This window comes from Blastopirellula retiformator (genome assembly GCF_007859755.1).
In the GTDB taxonomy this organism is placed as follows: Bacteria; Planctomycetota; Planctomycetia; order Pirellulales; family Pirellulaceae; genus Blastopirellula; species Blastopirellula retiformator.
Map to the genome: position 1 here is coordinate 21,691 of NZ_SJPF01000007.1, position 17,509 is coordinate 39,199.

Annotated in this window: 17 protein-coding genes; 4 read left to right on the forward strand and 13 right to left on the reverse strand. The window is 59.9% G+C overall.

Annotation, left to right across the window (positions count from 1 at the left end; genetic code table 11):
- Positions 1-323, forward strand: a 323-nt coding sequence (locus Enr8_RS23700; RefSeq protein WP_146436751.1) for a transposase, incomplete at its 5' end; no start/stop codon positions are given.
- Between the two features lie 368 nt (positions 324-691).
- Here Enr8_RS23700 and Enr8_RS23705 read toward each other — a convergent pair.
- The 6 genes from Enr8_RS23705 to Enr8_RS23730 all read right to left on the reverse strand — a co-directional run bounded on the left by Enr8_RS23705 (position 692) and on the right by Enr8_RS23730 (position 7,865).
- On the reverse strand, positions 692-2,266 hold the full coding sequence (locus Enr8_RS23705) for a permease (protein ID WP_146436557.1): 1,575 nt from the start codon (positions 2,264-2,266) through the stop codon (positions 692-694).
- On the reverse strand, positions 2,263-2,772 hold the full coding sequence (locus Enr8_RS23710; RefSeq protein ID WP_146436559.1) for a hypothetical protein: 510 nt from the start codon (positions 2,770-2,772) through the stop codon (positions 2,263-2,265). The genes Enr8_RS23705 and Enr8_RS23710 overlap by 4 nt, the downstream gene beginning before the upstream one ends.
- Before the next feature lie 20 nt (positions 2,773-2,792).
- The gene (locus tag Enr8_RS23715; protein WP_146436561.1) at positions 2,793-3,770 is read right to left on the reverse strand and encodes an AAA family ATPase; all 978 of its coding nucleotides are present in this window, start codon (positions 3,768-3,770) and stop codon (positions 2,793-2,795) included.
- A 32-nt stretch (positions 3,771-3,802) separates the two neighbouring features.
- Complete coding sequence (locus tag Enr8_RS23720) at positions 3,803-6,091, reverse strand: transglutaminase domain-containing protein (RefSeq protein ID WP_146436563.1); 2,289 nt, start codon at positions 6,089-6,091, stop codon at positions 3,803-3,805.
- Positions 6,084-7,322, reverse strand: coding sequence for a DUF58 domain-containing protein (locus tag Enr8_RS23725; protein WP_146436565.1), 1,239 nt, complete (start codon positions 7,320-7,322; stop codon positions 6,084-6,086). The genes Enr8_RS23720 and Enr8_RS23725 overlap by 8 nt, the downstream gene beginning before the upstream one ends.
- A gap of 117 nt (positions 7,323-7,439) precedes the next feature.
- The gene (locus tag Enr8_RS23730) at positions 7,440-7,865 is read right to left on the reverse strand and encodes a hypothetical protein (RefSeq protein WP_146436567.1); all 426 of its coding nucleotides are present in this window, start codon (positions 7,863-7,865) and stop codon (positions 7,440-7,442) included.
- A gap of 297 nt (positions 7,866-8,162) precedes the next feature.
- Between Enr8_RS23730 and Enr8_RS23735 the strand changes: the two genes are divergently transcribed.
- Positions 8,163-8,372: a hypothetical protein gene (locus Enr8_RS23735; RefSeq protein WP_222434938.1), complete on the forward strand. Its 210-nt coding sequence runs from the start codon at positions 8,163-8,165 to the stop codon at positions 8,370-8,372.
- On the opposite strand, the gene Enr8_RS23740 is transcribed toward Enr8_RS23735, so the two are convergent.
- From Enr8_RS23740 to Enr8_RS23750, 3 genes are all read right to left on the reverse strand, one after another.
- Positions 8,339-8,599, reverse strand: a complete 261-nt coding sequence (locus tag Enr8_RS23740) for a hypothetical protein (protein ID WP_222434939.1) — start codon at positions 8,597-8,599, stop codon at positions 8,339-8,341. The two genes, Enr8_RS23735 and Enr8_RS23740, sit on opposite strands and share 34 nt — an antisense overlap.
- Before the next feature lie 157 nt (positions 8,600-8,756).
- Complete coding sequence (locus Enr8_RS23745) at positions 8,757-10,343, reverse strand: efflux transporter outer membrane subunit (RefSeq protein ID WP_222434940.1); 1,587 nt, start codon at positions 10,341-10,343, stop codon at positions 8,757-8,759.
- Positions 10,344-10,613: 270 nt separating this feature from the next.
- Positions 10,614-11,150 (reverse strand): PH domain-containing protein, encoded by a 537-nt coding sequence (locus tag Enr8_RS23750; protein ID WP_146436573.1) that lies wholly within the window; start codon positions 11,148-11,150, stop codon positions 10,614-10,616.
- A gap of 245 nt (positions 11,151-11,395) precedes the next feature.
- Here Enr8_RS23750 and nrdR point away from each other — a divergent pair, with 245 nt between their 5' ends.
- Entirely contained in the window at positions 11,396-11,872 is a 477-nt protein-coding gene (gene nrdR / locus Enr8_RS23755) for a transcriptional regulator NrdR (protein WP_146436575.1), read from the forward strand.
- Between the two features lie 389 nt (positions 11,873-12,261).
- On the opposite strand, the gene Enr8_RS23760 is transcribed toward nrdR, so the two are convergent.
- On the reverse strand, positions 12,262-13,542 hold the full coding sequence (locus Enr8_RS23760; protein WP_246120236.1) for an AAA family ATPase: 1,281 nt from the start codon (positions 13,540-13,542) through the stop codon (positions 12,262-12,264).
- Positions 13,543-14,034: 492 nt separating this feature from the next.
- Here Enr8_RS23760 and Enr8_RS23765 point away from each other — a divergent pair, with 492 nt between their 5' ends.
- Positions 14,035-14,436 carry a hypothetical protein gene (locus Enr8_RS23765; protein WP_146436577.1) on the forward strand — a complete coding sequence of 134 codons (402 nt, stop codon included), beginning with the start codon at positions 14,035-14,037 and terminating at the stop codon, positions 14,434-14,436.
- Between the two features lie 170 nt (positions 14,437-14,606).
- Here Enr8_RS23765 and Enr8_RS23770 read toward each other — a convergent pair whose 3' ends face one another.
- From Enr8_RS23770 to Enr8_RS23780, 3 genes are all read right to left on the reverse strand, one after another.
- On the reverse strand, positions 14,607-15,623 hold the full coding sequence (locus Enr8_RS23770; protein ID WP_246120237.1) for a polyprenyl synthetase family protein: 1,017 nt from the start codon (positions 15,621-15,623) through the stop codon (positions 14,607-14,609).
- A 64-nt stretch (positions 15,624-15,687) separates the two neighbouring features.
- Positions 15,688-16,191, reverse strand: coding sequence for a cyclic pyranopterin monophosphate synthase MoaC (gene moaC, locus Enr8_RS23775; RefSeq protein WP_146436579.1), 504 nt, complete (start codon positions 16,189-16,191; stop codon positions 15,688-15,690).
- A 238-nt stretch (positions 16,192-16,429) separates the two neighbouring features.
- Positions 16,430-17,002, reverse strand: coding sequence for a helix-turn-helix domain-containing protein (locus tag Enr8_RS23780; RefSeq protein ID WP_040351967.1), 573 nt, complete (start codon positions 17,000-17,002; stop codon positions 16,430-16,432).
- Positions 17,003-17,509 lie beyond the last annotated feature (507 nt).

The window sequence follows — 17,509 nt, forward strand, 5'->3', positions numbered from 1 at the left end:
CGAACATGCCGTTCGCTCCGGCCGAAATTATTTCGATCTTGTACTCGTACCGCTGGACGGTCGAAATCTTCTTCCGCTTCTACAAGCAACTGATGGGGGGCGCGCACCTGATCAGTCACAGCAAAAATGGGATCGAGATTCAGGTTTACTGCGCGATGATCGCCTGCCTGTTGATCCACCTGTGGATCGGCGGCAAGCCAAGCAAACGGACGTTCGAGATGATCGGTTACTACTTCACCGGCCTGGCCAACGAAGCGGAGATGCTGGCCCACATCGCCAAGATCCGGAAGCAAGCCGCCACGACTGCGAAGAAAAAATCGTAGCAGGCAGTAAGGAGTCCGCCGTCGAAGCGGTCTCTCGGTTGATGCTGCGCGGATGGAAAATGGAACGGCAGCTTGCACGGCCTCGCTGGTCGACGAAAATGCGTGAAGAGGTCGCGGCGGCGCCGAGCTAGTGCCTGGCGAATCGCCGTGCCGAACAGTATTGCCATCGTGGCATTTTCCAACCTCGCCAGGCTCAGAGCATAGCTCTTCGCGGCTCGCAAATTAACGACTTACGTCGCTATTTTGGGATCGCATCCCTGCGATCACGCAGTCCGTCGAGAAAATCAACGAACTGTTAGCGACCGGCCACCAAGCGACAGCAGTACCGGCGTCTCTGATCACCACCATTAGCAAGCGAACAACGCAAATTAGGGATCGTTGACGGCGTTGATCGCAGGCGACAAGGGCACAGGTTCCAGGTACGACTTCCGCAACCGCGTATACGATGCCCCGACCTTGCTTGATAGCTCTTTCGCCAACTCCTGATCTTCGTCTTCGACCGCATGCTCCAGGCGTTCCAGGTATTCGCGGAAGACTTGACCTTTGTACTGATGATACGGTTCGACCTCGCCGCTGCGCAGGAACTGACTCACCTCCAGCTTGCGGCTCCAGTCGTCGTAGATCGGAATCCAGTGCTGGGCGACTTCCCAATGGGCCGTTCGGGCGCCGTAGATTACTTCGGCGTTGATGGCCCGCATTTCTTCAAAGATCTCGTGCGGCGGCGGATAGTAGAGATAGCAGCCGGCGATACTGGTAATCACCAGCCCGACCAGTGAAATCGCCCCCAAAACCGGCCCCGGAATGGTGCGATCAAACTTCTGGGGCGCAGCCGGCGGCGCCGCTCGCAACCAAGACTCCAGCCGCTGCTGCGGATCGGCCAGCCGTAAACCAATCGCGAACAACAGCGCGACCCCAAACAGCATCACCGCTACCTTCTCGTGCGGGGCGATCTTCTTGGTCAGTTCGGTCCATGTCGCCGTGATCGGATTCGCTGTGCCGGCAGAGAACGGCCTGCAGTAGCCGTCGAACGCATGCGTATGCCCGGCCGGCTCGACCCCTTGCGGATAGAGCGGCCCGTCGACGCTGTACGCCAGGCCAACGACGATGCCAATTAGCAAGCCGAACCACGCCGCCGTTCTGCTCCATCCGTACGACTGCGTCATCCACGCGATCAAGCCAACATTCGCGCCAGCGCCCAGGGCCAACAACGAGAACGCCGCGCCGACCGAATTCCCATGGGCGAACATCGACGCCAACTGCACCATCGCGACCATCGGCGTCGCATAAGCCGGGATCGCGATCGCAGTCATGAACAAAATCGCCGTCGGATCGTCATGCTCGGCCGATTGCTGCAAACTGCCATACGGCAAGATCGCGCTCAGCAAGGCGACGCCCAATAGGCCGACGATCACGTATCCCATCGCCGGCCCCGTGACTTGCCGCAATCCAAACGTGGCCGTCGCCAGCAGGCGTCGCCACCCTTCTGGGATTTGCTCACTCGCTTCCAGGTCTTCGGTCTCGGCGGTCGGAAAGAATCGATCCCACAGCCAACCGCATCCTGTCACGATCACCAGCGAGCAAAACGAGAACGTGATGATCACCAGCGGGTCAGAAAGCGTCAGTCCGTACAGCACCGAGATCGGATTGAACAGCGGCGCCGTCAGCGCGAACGCCAGGATCGTTCCGCCAGAGAGCTTCGCACGGCGGAGCTCCATCGCCACCGGAATCACTCCCAACGAGCATACCGGCAGCAACATTCCGATCAGCCATGCCGCGAAGAGCGACTTCATGCCCGATCCGCCAAACAACCGCCGCGTGCCGGCCGGGCCAAGCCAAACGCGAAAGATCGCCGCCACCAGAATCCCGATCATGATCGTCGGAATCGCGGCCACGCCCGCCTGGCAAAACCGCAGGATCGCGCCCCAGAAGAGAAGTTGGATCATGTCTCGTTTTCCTTTTCTTCATCCGGCAAAAGATCGCCCAACTGCTGAATCTCGGCTTGTTGTCGCTGAATTGTCGCGGCGTGCTGCTCCAAGCCGGGCAATGTTTCGGCGATTCGAGCACAGAACGTCGTCCGATCTTGGCCGGTATCGGCTTGCTGCGAACTCCACCGCACCGCTTCGCTGCGCAGCGACGCGGTGGCGGCGAACATCTCGTTCCAATCGTCACGACTCAAGTCGGTATCGGCCGCCAATTCCGGCAACCAACGAACCAGATCGGCCGCCTCGCGGACGACGTCGCCGTCCGGATGCGCCGATGCGATCAGCCTCTTTTCGCTCGCCGCGACCTCAATCGCCCGCAAACGCTGGACCGCCCCGACAAACCCGTTGGGATAGTGAGGCGGATCGCGATGCTCGGCATGTTCTTCCGTCTGGGCGCCGCAACCGGCGGCCAACAGCGCGGCGCACGCCACGGTCAGAGACCAGACAATCGATCGGGATAGGCACATTCGCACAAACTCCTTCCAGACTATTTTGAAACCGGGACGCTGACGTCGCTAAGGATCGCTTCGATCGTCGCTCGCGGCGATTCGTAGTCTCCGGCCAACCGCACCTGCAGCACCGGCAGCGCAATCTCTTGCACGTCATCCGGGGTCACGAAATCACGCCCGTGCAAGTGAGCCCGAGCTTGGGCGACTCGCTGCAGCGTCAATAGACCACGCGGGCTTAGCCCCAGCGTGATGTCGCGGTGATTTCGCGTTGCGGACGCTAGATCGACCAGGTAGCGGCAAACGTTCTCTTCCACATGCACTGATGCGACGTGATCCTGCAGTTCTTGCAGCGAATGAGGAGTCAGAATCGGCTCGATGTTCTTTTTGGCGCGGTTACCGCGGCCAATGTTCTCGGCCAGCATTTCTAGCTCGCTGCCCGGGTCGGGATAGCCAACCGTCAGCTTCATGGCGAAACGATCGAGCTGAGCTTCCGGCAGCGGATAGGCGCCATGACTGTCGACCGGGTTTTGCGTAGCGATCACAAAAAACGACTCGGTCAGGCGATGCGTCGACTTGTCGATCGTCACCTGCCGTTCGGCCATCGCCTCGAAGAGCGCACTTTGGGTGCGCGGCGTCGTCCGATTGATCTCGTCCGCCAACAGCACGTCGGAAAAAACGGGCCCTTCGACAAACTCAAACTCGCGCGTCTGTTGATTGAACATCGAAAACCCGGTTACGTCGGTCGGCAGCAAGTCGGGCGTACACTGCACCCGGGCAAACCGTCCCCCGACAGCGCCCGCCAGCGCTTTGGCGAGGGTCGTCTTGCCGAGCCCCGGCAAGTCTTCTAGCAGCAGATGCCCCCGCGCCAGCAGACAGGCGATCACCAGTTCGACGACGTCGCTTTTCCCTTTCAGCGTCGAGTTCAAGGCGTCTCTCAAGCCGTCGATAAACGGCTGAAACTTGCACGTCGAGGGAGTATCGGAGTCATGTTGATGTTGCGAAGCGAGAACATGCATGGTTCGGTTCGGTTTTCGATTGAGTGATTGAACTAAGGAAGTGTGTGGGAACGACGGCTCAACTTCGAAGCGAATCGCCGCAGCGAGTCGACCTCGCTCTTGGCGACCGGGCAAGTCGATCCGCCGCCATACAGCGCCCAACTGCAGAGCGCGATCGCCTGGCGGCGGAGCGTCTCTTCGCCGGCGACGATCGTTTTTTGCGAAAGCCACGACTGTAGCGTGGCGCCTTTGGGCCGCTGCGGGCCAAGCCACTTCTCGCGGACCTGGATGACGTAGAGCGTATGCAAGACGCGGCGCCGCTCGTCACACAGCGCCGTCCAAAAGTCAGCGACGCGGGCCGCGCCGTCAAATAGCAACCCCCGCAACAGCCAACCGGCCACCAAGAGCATTGCCGACAGCGTCAGCGTCCATTTCTGCGACCAGCACCACAACAATCCGCTCCAGATCGCTTCGGCGACCAGCGTCTTGAAATCGCGCGGCGGGGCCAGCGTTTCGTAGCCGGGACTTGGATCGACCGTATGCCAGTTGACGCCATCGCTCACTTCGAGCCAAAAGTGAGCGTCTTGGGTGTAGATGGGAGTCTGGCCACTCGCCGCGACAAAGCGATCGGGTGACGCGTAAAAGCCGCTCACGATTCGGACCGAGTACCCCAACTCTCGCAACAGCAGCGCGGCCGACGCGGCGAATAAGTAGTCAGGCCCTCGTTTCGTTTTTAAGAGAAACTGTTCGATCGCGTCTTCTTCAAACTCTACGTCGGCGACGCGCTGCAACTCAAAGTCGCTGCGCAGCTTGTCGACAACGGACGTTATCGCCTCCCAACCAGGCGTGTTCTCCGCCGTCCAAATCTCGGCCAATTCTCTTATTCGCGTTGAAGAATCCTCAGGCGGGGCCTGCCTAGAACCAGCGAACTTGCGGCTATAGCGGTCGCTTCGCAGCGTCTCATCCGCTACCAGGAAGAAGCGTTGCCGCATGACGGTTGACGACGGCACGCGAGCAGCGTCGAGCCGGAGTACCCCATCGTCGGTCCACCGGAAAAAGTCGGGGCGATCGACATCGGGAATATGAAGCTGTGAGAAATGGCTGGGCGATGGGATGCGGGGCGAATTCAAGTTGATGAACTTCAGCATCGACTCTTCGACATAGGCGACGTCCGAATCGTTCACCAGACAAGGGAGATCGATCCACGGCTTTCCATCAATGTCCGAAAGCAACAGCAGGGAGTCCGTTCCATCGGCGGCCTCGATCAGTTGGTTCCCCTCGATGCGGTCGTAGATGTTCGTCCGCAGATGCTGCGGAACCCGCCCTTTGACGTATAGCAACGCATGCGTCGTGCGATCTTCCATTTGCCGCCGCTGCTGATTCGCCCGTTTGCGGACCAGGCTAAACTCCTTGCCCGACTGCTCGCTGCGCGCAACCTTTTGATGTCGGTGCTGCAGGCGATCAGGCGCCAGCGCCACGGCCCGCTGTCGCTCCTTCTTTTTGTTCGATTTGACCGGCACGTCGTAGGTGTCGTTGAAGACGTCGTACAGGCTCGGCATCTGCGACTCGAGAAAGACCTCGCTTTCGGTCGGGCCAAAGCTCATCGCATCTTCCGTCCCTGCGACCAGGTCGTTCCCATCGCCGACGCCAGAGTGAGCCGCCTCGCTGTCGTATTGGTTGCCGCCGGAACTCGGCATGAATCCCGAGAGGGCGATCGCCGCCTGATCGCGATCGACCAGGCAGAAGAGCGTTAGCGCGAAAAGAAGCGCCAAACCGGTCGCCGCCAGCCCGGCGGTCTTCGGGACCGTCCTTTCGGCCGAACTGGGCAGACTCCCTTGAATCCGATCCCAGTAGTCTCCAATGAGCCACCACAGGCCGATCATCGCGTAGACGGCGCAAACGGCCGTGATCGAAGCATGAATCTCGAAGATGAACGCAAAACAGGTCAATACGAAACTGAGCCCGAGCGACAATCGCAAACAGGCGGGAAAATAGGCCAACACGGCCGCGGCGATCATCAGGTTGCGTAAAGCCAAAGAGGTTTGCAGCTCCATCGTTTTCCCGAGCGCCGGGGCGAAACCCGCCAGCGCCGCTTCGATCACCAAATGCAACAGCAGCGCCCCCACCAACAAGATCACGGCGCCGGCGGTCGGTTGCGTTTGCTGGGGATCGGCGTTCGCAATGATCACGCGACCGGCAAGCAGCGAGACGATCAGCACGACGGCGACCTCCAGCCAATCCCACCACGTCCCAAGCGCGCCGCGGTGCAAGGAAAGCTGCAGCGCGACCGTCGCCAGCGTCACCAAGATAGCGTTCAGTCGAATCAAAAACGGGTTACCCATCTTGCAGCCCCTTCTTTCGACGGCGATTCCAAACTTCTTGAAACTTCGCCCCGCTCACCTCGCGGGCGTCCAGTTCGATCCAGTTCCCCTTTGGTTCCGCTCGCGCGTCGCTCTCCTCGTTCGTTCGCAGCACGATGGCGCGGCTTTCTCTCGGCGTTGACGGCGCCAGGTCGGTGCGCACGCCGATCACGAGCCCGTTCGCAGAGACGGCGGTTGGCGTCGCGGCGCTTGGCGTCAATTGCGCGGCCGTATCGAGCAGACGGCGCCACGACGCCGGCCTTCCATCCAGCAAGTGCGTCTGTCCGCCCAGTGCGACATGCACGGTCACGTTTTGTTTGACCAGCGCGGCGGCGACGCTGAGGCCAATCCGCAGACTCCACTCCAACGTTGCGTCGCGGCCCACGCCCCGATGCTGCGATTGGCTTGAGTCGATCACGACGGTGACCGCCGTCTGCGCCGCTTCTTGACGCTCGCTTACGATCAGGCGATCGCATCGGGCCGTCTGCGCCCAGTGGACGTTGCGGAGCGAATCCCCTAGCCGATACGGCCGGGCGCCGGTGCGGTCGCCATGATCGCCGCTGCGAGTATCGCTGGCGCCCAGCAATTGCCGGCAGTTGCCCGACGGCAACTCGAGCGAAGTCAGCGGGAACACCCGGGGCCAGACGATCAGCGACTGCGCCACCTGCGTTGGGCGACTCGCCTTCCACAGCCCAAACGGAAACTCGGTGGCGATCGACGGGGGCGTCGTGGGATAGACGCCGCGAACCATCGGCCGATACGTGAACGAAAAGCGGCAGGTCGTCCAGCCTGGGATCCGGGCCAACGAAACGACCGCCTCTCGTTCGCCTTGCTCGCTGTGGAAGAACCCTCGCTCGATCGCCAAACCCCAAACCGGAAAGGGCCAGCGATTGACGATCTCGACCTCGACCGCCACTTCTTCCTCTTCTTCACATCGCTGGCGCGGAAAGCGGAGCGAACAGCCAACTCCCCGCAGGCCGATCCAGGGCCAACAGATGCCGATCGCCAGCACCCCAGCGATCGCGCCAAAGATGACGAAGCTTTGCGGCGTAACGAACCAACCCAGCACCAGCGAGACGACCGCCGCAGCGATCAAGACGCCAAATGGCGTTCTTAACCAGTAGACGTAGCGGTTCGCCCACGGCGTGTAGTCGCGGGTCAGCAATTGGCGCAGCCCCAGCGGTGCGCCGTCCAACTTTCGGATCGGTGGCATGAAGCATCCTTGGAGCGCACGCGCGCAGTCGCTATCGAAGCGGCGGCGGCCAGCGCTATTGCGAAGGAAGAAGGTACCATCGCCCGCCAAGCTAGACGGGCGACCACGAATCTCCAGCTAGAGAATCGCTGGCGGACCGCGAGAATGCGGCGCTACGGCAATGCGGGGCGACATCGTTGGCCTGGGGGGCGCCGCAATCGCCTCCATTGCTAGAAACGGCGAGTAAAGAATCGCCCGGGAAACATCGGCTTGTCGCCAACCGCGAAGCAGCCGGCAAATCAAGCAATCGCCATCCTCGGCCGCGAGATCTGCGCCGGCGACCTGATCGACATCCTCCTCGACCATCGCCAAGCAAGCATGCGTCCCATGATCATGGCAAGCGTGCCCGTGGTGGTGGTCGCCGTGGTGACGACAGCCATGGCCGCAACCATGCCCATCATGCGCGGCGCCCGGCAGGGCATGCAACGCCTCTCCCAGTCCCCCTGCCAAAAGCAGGACGACCAGTTGCAGCAGTGCGACAAATTGCAGACTACTCGAGGACATATTCAACATGCGTGAAAGGAACGTCGATGCTCCCATTTTGGTCGGCGCCCGCGGATCGTCAATCGACTTCACGCCCTTTTTGCACAATATTTGCAATTTGCAGTCAAACTGCGAAACAAAAGACCTCCTAAACCCCCGCGGCCCCGCCCTTTTCCGCAATCATCCGGCATGGCCGCCCGCTCGACCTCCATCCCTGGGGTGGAGCAACCGCAAGTTCGCCCCGCCGAGCCCGATTGGGCTCACAAAATGCCTACAGCTCCTTTGGCGGTCTTTGCAACCCTGCAGAGTGCTAATTCGATGAGCACTGCGACCTTTTCCCGTATCGCCGGCGCCGAAAATCAAAGCGACTCTCTGATCGACGCCGAATTGGCCGACTTCCTCGACATCCTGCAGCTATTGATCCGCGAGCTGGAGGAAGTGGGCGCGCGGGTGCAGTATTCCCAAGGCGTGCTAGTCGCCCAGGGCTCCCGCCCTTACGACCTGGTTCTGTCAGCCAGATCGTTCTGACCACCCTGGTCGAAGTTGACGACTTGCACGTTGGTGATTCGCGGCAGCCCGACACCCGGCGATCTGAGCGTCTCAAAGTCAAACTTCAGCGGCGAAGCGGGATAGCTTGTTCCTCCAGAGAAGACTTCCGCCTGCGGGCGCAGCGACGGCAGTAAGGGAAACGCCAGCCACGTCGCTATCGGAATCGCCGCCGCCACCACAATCAACGTCAACAAGCCAACCAACATAGCGTGCATCAATCTCGTGGCGGGGTCATTGGGGGAAGGTCCCGCCATTTTGAACGCCGCCGCAAAGCGATGCAAGCCAACCGCAAACACAAGAAACCGCGGGAGACGGCTCTCCCGCGGTTTCTTCACCGCATCGGTGCAACAAGGAAACCTGCCCCTAGTTGTTCATCGGGTTCGGGTCGAGCATCGGCCCGGGGACCGGCATCGGCGCCGGTACCGGTTCGCCCGGCGGAACCGGGTTGTCCGGAGCCAGCGGGTTGGCGCCGGGTGCATTCGGGCCTGGTAGCGTCGTCTGCGGGTCGAGCATCAGTTCGGCTGGGACGCCCGCCGCTTCGTCGATCGGACCGAAGGCGAACGGAGCTTGCCAGCCGCCGCCCAAAGCCTTGTACAGGTTGACCAACGCCAGGTAGGTGTCGCCGCGAGCCGCCACGTATTGGTCTTCCAAGTCGGCTTGGAAACGCTGGGCGTCCAACAACGTCTGGAACGGGATGATGCCGCCCTCGTACTGCACTTCCGAGATCTCCGACGCGCCTTGGGCCGCTTCGACCGCTTTGTACAGCTCTTCGGCTCGAACCTGCGTAAACCGGTATTCGATCAACGCGTTCTCCACTTCTTCCGAAGCGTCCAGCACCGTTTGCTGATAAGCGTACACCAACTCACGCCAACGGGCTCGTTGGTATTCGATATCGCCCCAGACGCGACCAAAGCTCAGCACGTTCCACCGAGCGGTCGGGCCAAAGCTGTAGGCGATACTGTCCGTCGTGAACCAGGCATTGATGTTCGTCGCATTCACGCCAAACGTACCGGTGAGCGTAAACTTCGGGAACAAGTCGGAGGTCGCCACGCCGATGCGGGCCGATTGGGCCGCCAGTTGGCGTTCGGCCGAACGAATGTCGGGACGCTGCCGGATTAAATCAATCGGCAACCCGACCGCGATGTGATCCGGAATCTTAAACAGCTGCCGGGCGCCCATCAACTCGTTGGTCAAGTCTTGCGGAGGCATCCCCTGCAGCACCGCCAAACGGTTGTACGACAGATCCAAGTTTTGACGCAGGGTCGGAATTGTCGACTCGGTCGAGTACAAGTTAGAGCGAGCTTGGTAGACGTCCAACTTGCTGACCGTGCCTGCGTCCAACTTCGTTTCGGCGATCTGCAACGATTGTCGCTGTAACTGCACGTTGCGTTGGGCGATCAAGATGCGATGTTGCAGCGTGCGGGCCTGCACGTAGTTGGCGCCCACTTCCCCTTGCAGCGAAACGAGTACCGCATTGTGATCTTCGATCGACACGTCGATGTCGGCATTGGCCGCTTGCAAGTTGCGACGTACACCGCCAAAAACGTCGATTTCCCACGAAGCGTCGACCAGGTTGGCGCTCCAGTAGTTAAACGCGGGCGTACTGAACGTCAAGCCGATCGGGCTACCGTTGCTACTCGACTTGACCCGCGAATAGGAGGAGTCCATGTAATAGTCAGGGAACAACCCGCCGCGAGCGATCGCCCGACGAGCGCGAGCCTGCGCGATCCGCTCGTACGCCTGGCCCAACGTCAAGTTGGACTGCGCGGTGCGGACCATCATCTCGGACAGCACCGGGTCGTTAAACTTCGTCCACCAAGCGACCGAGTCGTTCGGCTCGTCGGTCACCCCTTCCGGAAGCGGGCGACTCCAATGAGGTAAAAAGGGCGCCCCGGGGTCACAATGATCTGGCCCCACCAGACAGCCCGTGCTCAGCAAAGCGGAAGCCATCAAAGCTACCGCCGCCATACGTTGCGTCGAGAAAATCTGTATCCAAGTCACGATTCATCCGCTCCCGGCGTCGTTTCATTCGCAAGCTAATCATCGAAACGCATTTGCCTGCCATTCCGATACTGCTTGACGTATCGACAATTCCGAAAAGACCGGATGAAACTTCCTTAAGGGCCCGGCAAGGTGAATGGAAACGGAAAAGTCGCCGATAGCACCGCTTACAACGGCCCCGACCGGCGACATTAACGACTGCGTAAGACGTCATACCAACTAGATCGATTCGATGTGAATTCCCCGCCGCATGCGCTCTTTTCGCCGGGCGCCATCGATCAGTTCGGCTACTTGTTTCACATCTTCGATCCCATCCATCACCAATGTGGGGTGGGTGCGATCGCTGGAGGTAATCGCGATCGTGCCGACGCCAAACATCCGATCAAAGATGCTTTGCGTAAAAGTAACGTCGTCGATGTCGATCACTTCGATCCGGTCGGTGGTTCGGCTAAGGATCCCCTTCTCATGGACGAAACGCTGCGTCGTCAGTTCGTAATGGACGCTCCATTTCCGCCACATCAAGCGGAACAGCAATCCGATCCAAACGAGCGCCACCACACCAATGACCGGTAAGATCGCCGGCAAGAAGAAGATGCCGGAGACCGCCAGGGCCGCGATCGACAACACCGCGGCGATGATCCACGCACCATACATATCTTTCGCCGAATAATCGCCCGACCACAGCTTTTCTTCTGGATCGTCACGGCGGCTATCGTCTCGGGGCTTCATTTTGTCAGTAAATTCGTCTTTATCCATCGTAGCGCCCTTGTTGCTTTCACTGCGGGAGTGGTTGTTGATCTATTCGCGTCAGCAGGCAAAATCTTGGCCAGCTTCCGCGGGCCATTATAGCGGCTGAATATAGTGGAGACACGCGCCCCCAAAACGAGTCGGCTCAGCCGCGGAAACGGGCCGATTTTTCACACGCAAGCGGGCCCGGTGGTGTATATTGTGAAAATCGCTCGTTGATCGGGCTTCTCCCCCCAATCGCGGAATCATCTAGCATGCGCTGCCCATTTTGCCGTACGGATAACGACAAAGTGATCGACTCGCGCGCCAGTCAGGACGGATTCTCCATCCGTCGCCGCCGCGAGTGCCTAGGCTGCAAACGTCGCTACACGACGTATGAGCGGGTCGAGGAAATGTCGATCAAGATCATCAAAAAGGACAACGTCCGCGAGCCGTTCCAGCCCGAGAAGATCAAAAAAGGTCTCGCGCTGGCCTGCTGGAAGCGCCCCATCAGCGAAGCCCAGATCGAGGGAATCGTCTCCGGCGTCGAAAGCGACATCTACGCCGAGTGCGAAGGGGAAGTCGAAAGCCACTACATCGGCGAGCTGGTAATGCGTCACCTGCAAAAAATCGACCAGGTCGCCTACGTCCGCTTCGCCAGCGTCTACCGCGAGTTCAAAGACGTCCACGACTTCGTCGACGAACTCCAACCCATGCTCAACACCCCGCGAAATCCAAACGCCCCGCAGTAGGCGGCATAGTAGCCCGATGCGCGAGCAAAGCGGAAACCGGACCGCAACCCGCACTTTTTTTGATCCCCCATCCGCGTAGGGTCCGCTGTGCGGACCAAGAGCCTGCCGAGTCGCCCGTTTGGCGAACAACCCCAACCGGACCGCCACGTTTCAAAATTTCCGAATTGCCAAACACCGCCCGCATCGTCATCAGCCCATCGGGGCGATCTAATAGCGGCGCCGTTTGTCGGTTCGTATCCCGCGATGGACTGGACCGATGGTTTGCATTTTTTTCGCTCGCCGACGTCGATCGGGACTGGACCGCAGCGCACGTTTTTTGATCCCCCATCCCCGTAGGGTCCGCTGTGCGGACCAAGAACCTGCTGGTTCGGTCATTTGGCGCCCGTTGCTCATGCTTGTTGAGCAGGTTCGTGGTCCGCACAGCGGACCCTACGACTGGATCGCTCCGTTTCCTTTTTTTCTTCGCCCGGCGGCAACGTATATCGCTTGAGCGTCGAATGGGGTTCTTTCGGCATCTCGACAATCTTCCCCGCGGTCATCATCCGGTCCCAGGTCGGGCCGAACTTGCTGCCGCTCATGCCGCTGTTGCTGCGGATGTTGTATTTGCAGAGGCCGTTTTCACCAGCATCGATCAAGACGCGGCGAAGTTGGGACTCCAGCTTTTCGAATTTCACGTCTTCTTTCGCCTGCTTCGCGGCGGCTTCGATTTCGGTCGCTTCGCGCAAGCGGACATTCCAGCGGCGGCCCCCCTCGTCGGAAAGACGACCTTCGTCGATATCAACGCCCCACTCGCCACCTTGCCCGGCGTAGCCGCCGATCGACAGCCAGAGTTTGTGCTTTCCGCTGCCACTTTGAAACGCTTCGCGACGATTCACCAATAGCCATTGCTGGGCGAAGTCGAGACTGCCCGCCAAGATCGACGCGTCCAGCTTGCCCGGTTTCATTTCTTTGCGAGTTTGCACGCAGAGAATCGGCGTGGCGCCAGCTTTCGAAATGGTCTTTACCAGCGTTTGAATTGCTTCGGCCTGCTTGCGTTTGTTGGTGGAGCCAAGACGCAGTGGATCGATCACGACGACTTCCAGTTCAAACTTCTCGATCCACTCCCTCAGGCTCTCCAGGTTCTCTGGAGCTGCCGGCTCCTCGACCGACATGAACCACTGCAGGTTGTCGAGCGTTGGGTTTTCCTCGCGGGCGGCGCTCCACCGGACCGCCAAGTCGGTGAGCTGCGACTGCTTGTTGTCGGCGCCAACAAAGCCGACGCGGAACACTTTTTCGGCGGCGAACTCTCCCAAAAACTTGCCGCCGGTCGCGAGCGCCGCGCACAGATCGACCGCCAGCGACGACTTTAATGTCTTGCTCGGCCCAACGATCACTGCCGGCTCGTTCTTGGTTAGCAGGTTGTTGAAGAGCCACTCTTGCGGCTTTCGCTCGGCGAGCATTTCGGCGGTCGAGAGCGTGCGATGCGTCTCTTTCGCTTCATCACCGCCGCCGACGTCGAGGCGAACGATACCTTGATCGGCGGTGAAAAAATCGACTCCCCTCCGTGCGTCAATCTCTTTTTGCACTTTCGCGATTTCGGCGGTGATCTGTTCGACCTCTTGCTGCTCCCGGCGGTCTTTCCGCAGCTGACGCATCCGGGCTTGGAACTTCTGAATTCGGGCTCGGCGCATGAGATTTCCCTTGGTTTGTGAAAACAAAATCTGGGTGCCACTGGCCTTCAGCCAGTGTCTTCCGTTGAATCGATATCCAGCTCCGTACTTCGACCGCGTCACTTCGATCTGAAGAGCACTGGCTGACGGCCAGTGGCGCCCCGGTGGGAAGTTGGTTCGCTCAGCGCGCAGGGAGAGCCATCAGCGACCTGCGTGCTTGGAAAAATCGCCTTGCCGCCATGCAGGGCGCGAAGAATTTTGGCGTTCCGGGCGATTGATCATACGCCCGCAACATTAAGGGGTGTAGTGTACGAAATGCCAGGCGGTTTTGCAACCCTTTTTTGACGCTTCGTAGGCCCTGGGTAGGCTGGGTCGAGCCGCTGGGTCTTGACCCAGTTCACGCTCTACCTGCGGGTTGCATCACGGCGCGATGGGTGGAACAATCGGCTCGCGCAAGTTTTTCACGCACCTAAGAAGTTCTCGTTTGGCGAATCTTTTTCCGTGAGCCGTTCGATGGAAATGAAGCCTTCTTCGCAAGCAGCGTGCGATAAGTTGCTAACTCGCTTTTACAACTTCCACGATGGCGTCATCCGCTCGGTAACGCTGCAATATGTGGAAGGGGGCGAACGCACGGTCGAACTGCTAATCGCGACGCGTGACTCCATGGCGACCGAAAATGAGAGCTGGGTCGCGGTACGGATCCTCGTTCGACAGGTTTCTAGCCTGGCCATTTGCGAACGTCCGCGAACGACGTTGCAAGTCTTATCGCAGGGCCTTCATCTATTGGCTACGGGTGATCAAGTCGGCGTGGAATTTGGCGGCTTTGACGACCAGCCTGATTCGTTGGATGAGCTGGCGGCGTCGGATGGTTTTGCGATTGGGAAAGAGATGGAGTTTCGCGTCGAGCCCTATTGAACGCAATTGCGTTACCACGCGGTAGGCGGAATGAGCGGCCCTAGCAGGTTCGCGGTCCGCACAGCGGAACCCGCGCGGAGGCGATTTCTTCCGCTTTCGGCTCTCCGCTTTCCGCTTTTCTTCTCGGGCGTTTCGCCTCGGCAGGCACGGCCTGCCCTACGGGGAGGACGCTAACACGACCTAGCGGTGACGAAGCTGGCTAGTTGTTCTAGCGTGGTGCGGGCTTCCGACGGTGGGAGGATGGCGAGGGCGTCGATCGCCGATTGGACGTATTCGTTGGCGCGGCGACGGGCATAGCCGAGGGCGTCGCATTGGGCGAGCCACGGTTTTAGGTCTTCGCCGCGGCGTTCGGCCGGGCCTTCGACGACCGCCAAGACTTGCTCGCGCTCGTCACCCTGGAAGTACTGCAGGGCGTAGATCAGCGGCAGGGTCGGCTTTTGCTTTTCGAGATCGGTGCCGAGCGACTTGCCGGTTTCGACTTCGTTCCCTTCAACGTCCAGCAGATCGTCGGCGATCTGGAAGGCGATGCCGAGATCGCGGCCGAACTCTTCGAGGGCGGCGATTTGCTCGTCGGTCGCTTCGGCGTAGCGAGCGCCCAGTTCGCAGGCACACGCACAAAGCTCAGCCGTTTTGGCGTCGATGATCTCGAAGTACTCTTCTTCGCTCGTTTCAAACGCCTGGCGGCTGGCGATCTGGCGGAGTTCCCCTTCGCAGACGACGTTGGTCGAGCGGCCGATCATCCGCGCGGCGCAGGTGGTCGGCAACGTCGTCGCCAGGTAAAAGGCGTGCGAAAAGAGGAAGTCGCCGAGCAGGACGCTCGTTTCGTTGTTCCAGCGCGAGTTGACCGTGGCCAAGTGACGGCGCTGGTCGGCTTCGTCCAGCACATCGTCATGGACCAACGTGGCGGTGTGGATCATCTCGATCACGGCGCCAAGCGTGTAGTGGGCGTCGGTCACATTGCCACAGGCCTTGGCGGCGAGCAGCAGCAGAGCGGGACGCATTCGTTTGCCGCCGAGCATGCAGCCGTACGAGACGACTTCGGCGACCGCTTCGTAACGCGAGCTCATTTCGCGGGTCAGGATCTTTTCGACCGCCGCCATTTCGTGCGCAATGCCGCCGTACGCCGAAGAAAGAAACTGGGCGTCAGCGGGTAAAGAGCGGGGAACGCCGTTGGCTGCTTGGCTCACAACTATATCGCCCTAAAACTAGCGGTCGAAAAATTCGGGGTGTTACAAATGGCCTGATCGCGCCTTAGGCGGAGTCGGCCGAGTCCCCGTCGGCGGGTCGCAGGAAGTGACCAGAGCGTCCGCCTGTTTTTTCTAACAGCCGAACCGCCTGAATCTCCATCGCGCGATCCATCGATTTACACATGTCGTAAACGGTAAGTGCGGCGGCGGAAGCGGCGGTCAGCGCTTCCATCTCGACGCCGGTCTTGCCGGTGGTTTGCGTGGCGGCGGTGATCACCAGGGTGGTCTCGCCGCGAAAGCGAAAGTCAATCGTCACCCCTTCCAGCGGAATCGGATGGCAGAGCGGAATCCACTCACCGGTTCGCTTGGCCGCCATGATGCCGGCCAGCCGAGCCACCTCAACCACATCCCCTTTGCCAACATCACGCTGGGCGACTCTGGCGGCGGTAGCCGCAGCCATCACAACTTGCGCTTCGGCGGTAGCCGTACGGACGGTCGTCGGCTTGGCGCTGACGTCGACCATGCGGCTGGCGCCGGAGTCGTCGAAATGGGTCAGTTCGCCGGCCATATCCACTGCTAGGGTTCAATTTAGGACAACCCACCATGGTACCTAGCCAACCGACCTTGAAAAGAGGCCTTTTGGCGTCAAACTGTCGCAGGCGCCCCGATTTCAACCGTAAGCGGGTTCAGCAGTTAACTGCGGTCGGGGCCAAAATCGCTTGAGATGGGCGATAGCGCAAAAAAAAACGCCGCGGGGGTCTGTCCGCGGCGTAATGCGTATCGGCGATTCTGTTAGCGAGTGCTGATTAGACCAATTCTTTCTTGGCGCCAATCAGCGTGCGAAGGCGCTCGGCCAGCAAAGCGGCATCGAACGGCTTCTTAAAGGTTTCGTTGATCGTCGAACGATCGAAGCTCATCGGGTTACCGTCGTCCGGCAACAGGGCGATGAGGATCGTTTCGGCAAAGTCAATGTTGCGACGCAGATTTTGGCAAATCTGCAACGCTTCGACGCGGCCGATCGAAAAATCGACGATGATGCAGTCCGGGTGGAAACCTTCGGCTTGAATACCGGCTTCAAAACCGCTCGCGGCCACAGCGACCTTGAACGACTTTTCGGGCGGCAATTCACGACGCAGATTCTCGACCAAGACTTGATCTTGAGCGACGATCAGGCACTTGGCCATCGCTTCGTCTTCCAGGTCGCCCAAGGGCATCCCGTGCTCTTTCAAGAACTTAATCAGATATTCCCGCGGAATTCGGCGATCTTGCGATCCCGGAATCCGGTAACCTTTAAGACGGCCCGAATCGAACCACTTGCTTACCGTGCGCGGGGCCACTTTACAGATCTTCGCGACCTGTCCTGTTGTGAAGACCTTCATCTCAGGCTCTCCGTTACTCTCTAGTTGAGTTGACCTCCACCGCGTTCCCGCAAATCGGAAACACGCGTCCAGCCCTTGCTCACTACGCGCCTTGACGCAACTTCCCTCGCGTCGACAGTGGGACTTGTCCGGCGCCCGTAAACATCTGGGTTAGGGCTGATAAAAATGCATCGCTCTGTGGCTCGTGTTCAGTTCCTTCTGACTCCGCGCCTCAAGTGTCTAAACCACCAAAAGCGAACTTCGGCAAAGAGGGTGAGAAATCTTTTCCCAACACCTTCGCGTCGCTTCGAATTCGATGATTCGGCGAGGTGGCGGCTCAAGGGATCCCCTCAGAGAAGACGTACCTCCACCTCGTTTCGCATCCCGTCCGTCGCGAAACGATGCGGCTTACGCCCTGATTGAGATGTACCCCCCTTGCCGGTCTGCCTGCAGAGGCGCGTCTAGGTGACGCAAACTCAATAGAACAGACCTGCCGAAGCTTAATTTCGAATCAATCGGGGGCTTTTC

Bases quoted from the DNA above. Each gene is read 5' to 3' on its own strand.
- Enr8_RS23705 (WP_146436557.1), bottom strand. From the start codon at position 2,266: ATGATCCAACTTCTCTTCTGGGGCGCGATCCTGCGGTTTTGCCAGGCG.
- Enr8_RS23710 (WP_146436559.1), bottom strand. From the start codon at position 2,772: ATGTGCCTATCCCGATCGATTGTCTGGTCTCTGACCGTGGCGTGCGCC.
- Enr8_RS23715 (WP_146436561.1), bottom strand. From the start codon at position 3,770: ATGCATGTTCTCGCTTCGCAACATCAACATGACTCCGATACTCCCTCG.
- Enr8_RS23720 (WP_146436563.1), bottom strand. From the start codon at position 6,091: ATGGGTAACCCGTTTTTGATTCGACTGAACGCTATCTTGGTGACGCTG.
- Enr8_RS23725 (WP_146436565.1), bottom strand. From the start codon at position 7,322: ATGCCACCGATCCGAAAGTTGGACGGCGCACCGCTGGGGCTGCGCCAA.
- Enr8_RS23730 (WP_146436567.1), bottom strand. From the start codon at position 7,865: ATGTCCTCGAGTAGTCTGCAATTTGTCGCACTGCTGCAACTGGTCGTC.
- Enr8_RS23735 (WP_222434938.1), top strand. From the start codon at position 8,163: ATGAGCACTGCGACCTTTTCCCGTATCGCCGGCGCCGAAAATCAAAGC.
- Enr8_RS23740 (WP_222434939.1), bottom strand. From the start codon at position 8,599: ATGTTGGTTGGCTTGTTGACGTTGATTGTGGTGGCGGCGGCGATTCCG.
- Enr8_RS23745 (WP_222434940.1), bottom strand. From the start codon at position 10,343: ATGGCTTCCGCTTTGCTGAGCACGGGCTGTCTGGTGGGGCCAGATCAT.
- Enr8_RS23750 (WP_146436573.1), bottom strand. From the start codon at position 11,150: ATGGATAAAGACGAATTTACTGACAAAATGAAGCCCCGAGACGATAGC.
- nrdR (WP_146436575.1), top strand. From the start codon at position 11,396: ATGCGCTGCCCATTTTGCCGTACGGATAACGACAAAGTGATCGACTCG.
- Enr8_RS23760 (WP_246120236.1), bottom strand. From the start codon at position 13,542: ATGCGCCGAGCCCGAATTCAGAAGTTCCAAGCCCGGATGCGTCAGCTG.
- Enr8_RS23765 (WP_146436577.1), top strand. From the start codon at position 14,035: ATGGAAATGAAGCCTTCTTCGCAAGCAGCGTGCGATAAGTTGCTAACT.
- moaC (WP_146436579.1), bottom strand. From the start codon at position 16,191: ATGGCCGGCGAACTGACCCATTTCGACGACTCCGGCGCCAGCCGCATG.
- Enr8_RS23780 (WP_040351967.1), bottom strand. From the start codon at position 17,002: ATGAAGGTCTTCACAACAGGACAGGTCGCGAAGATCTGTAAAGTGGCC.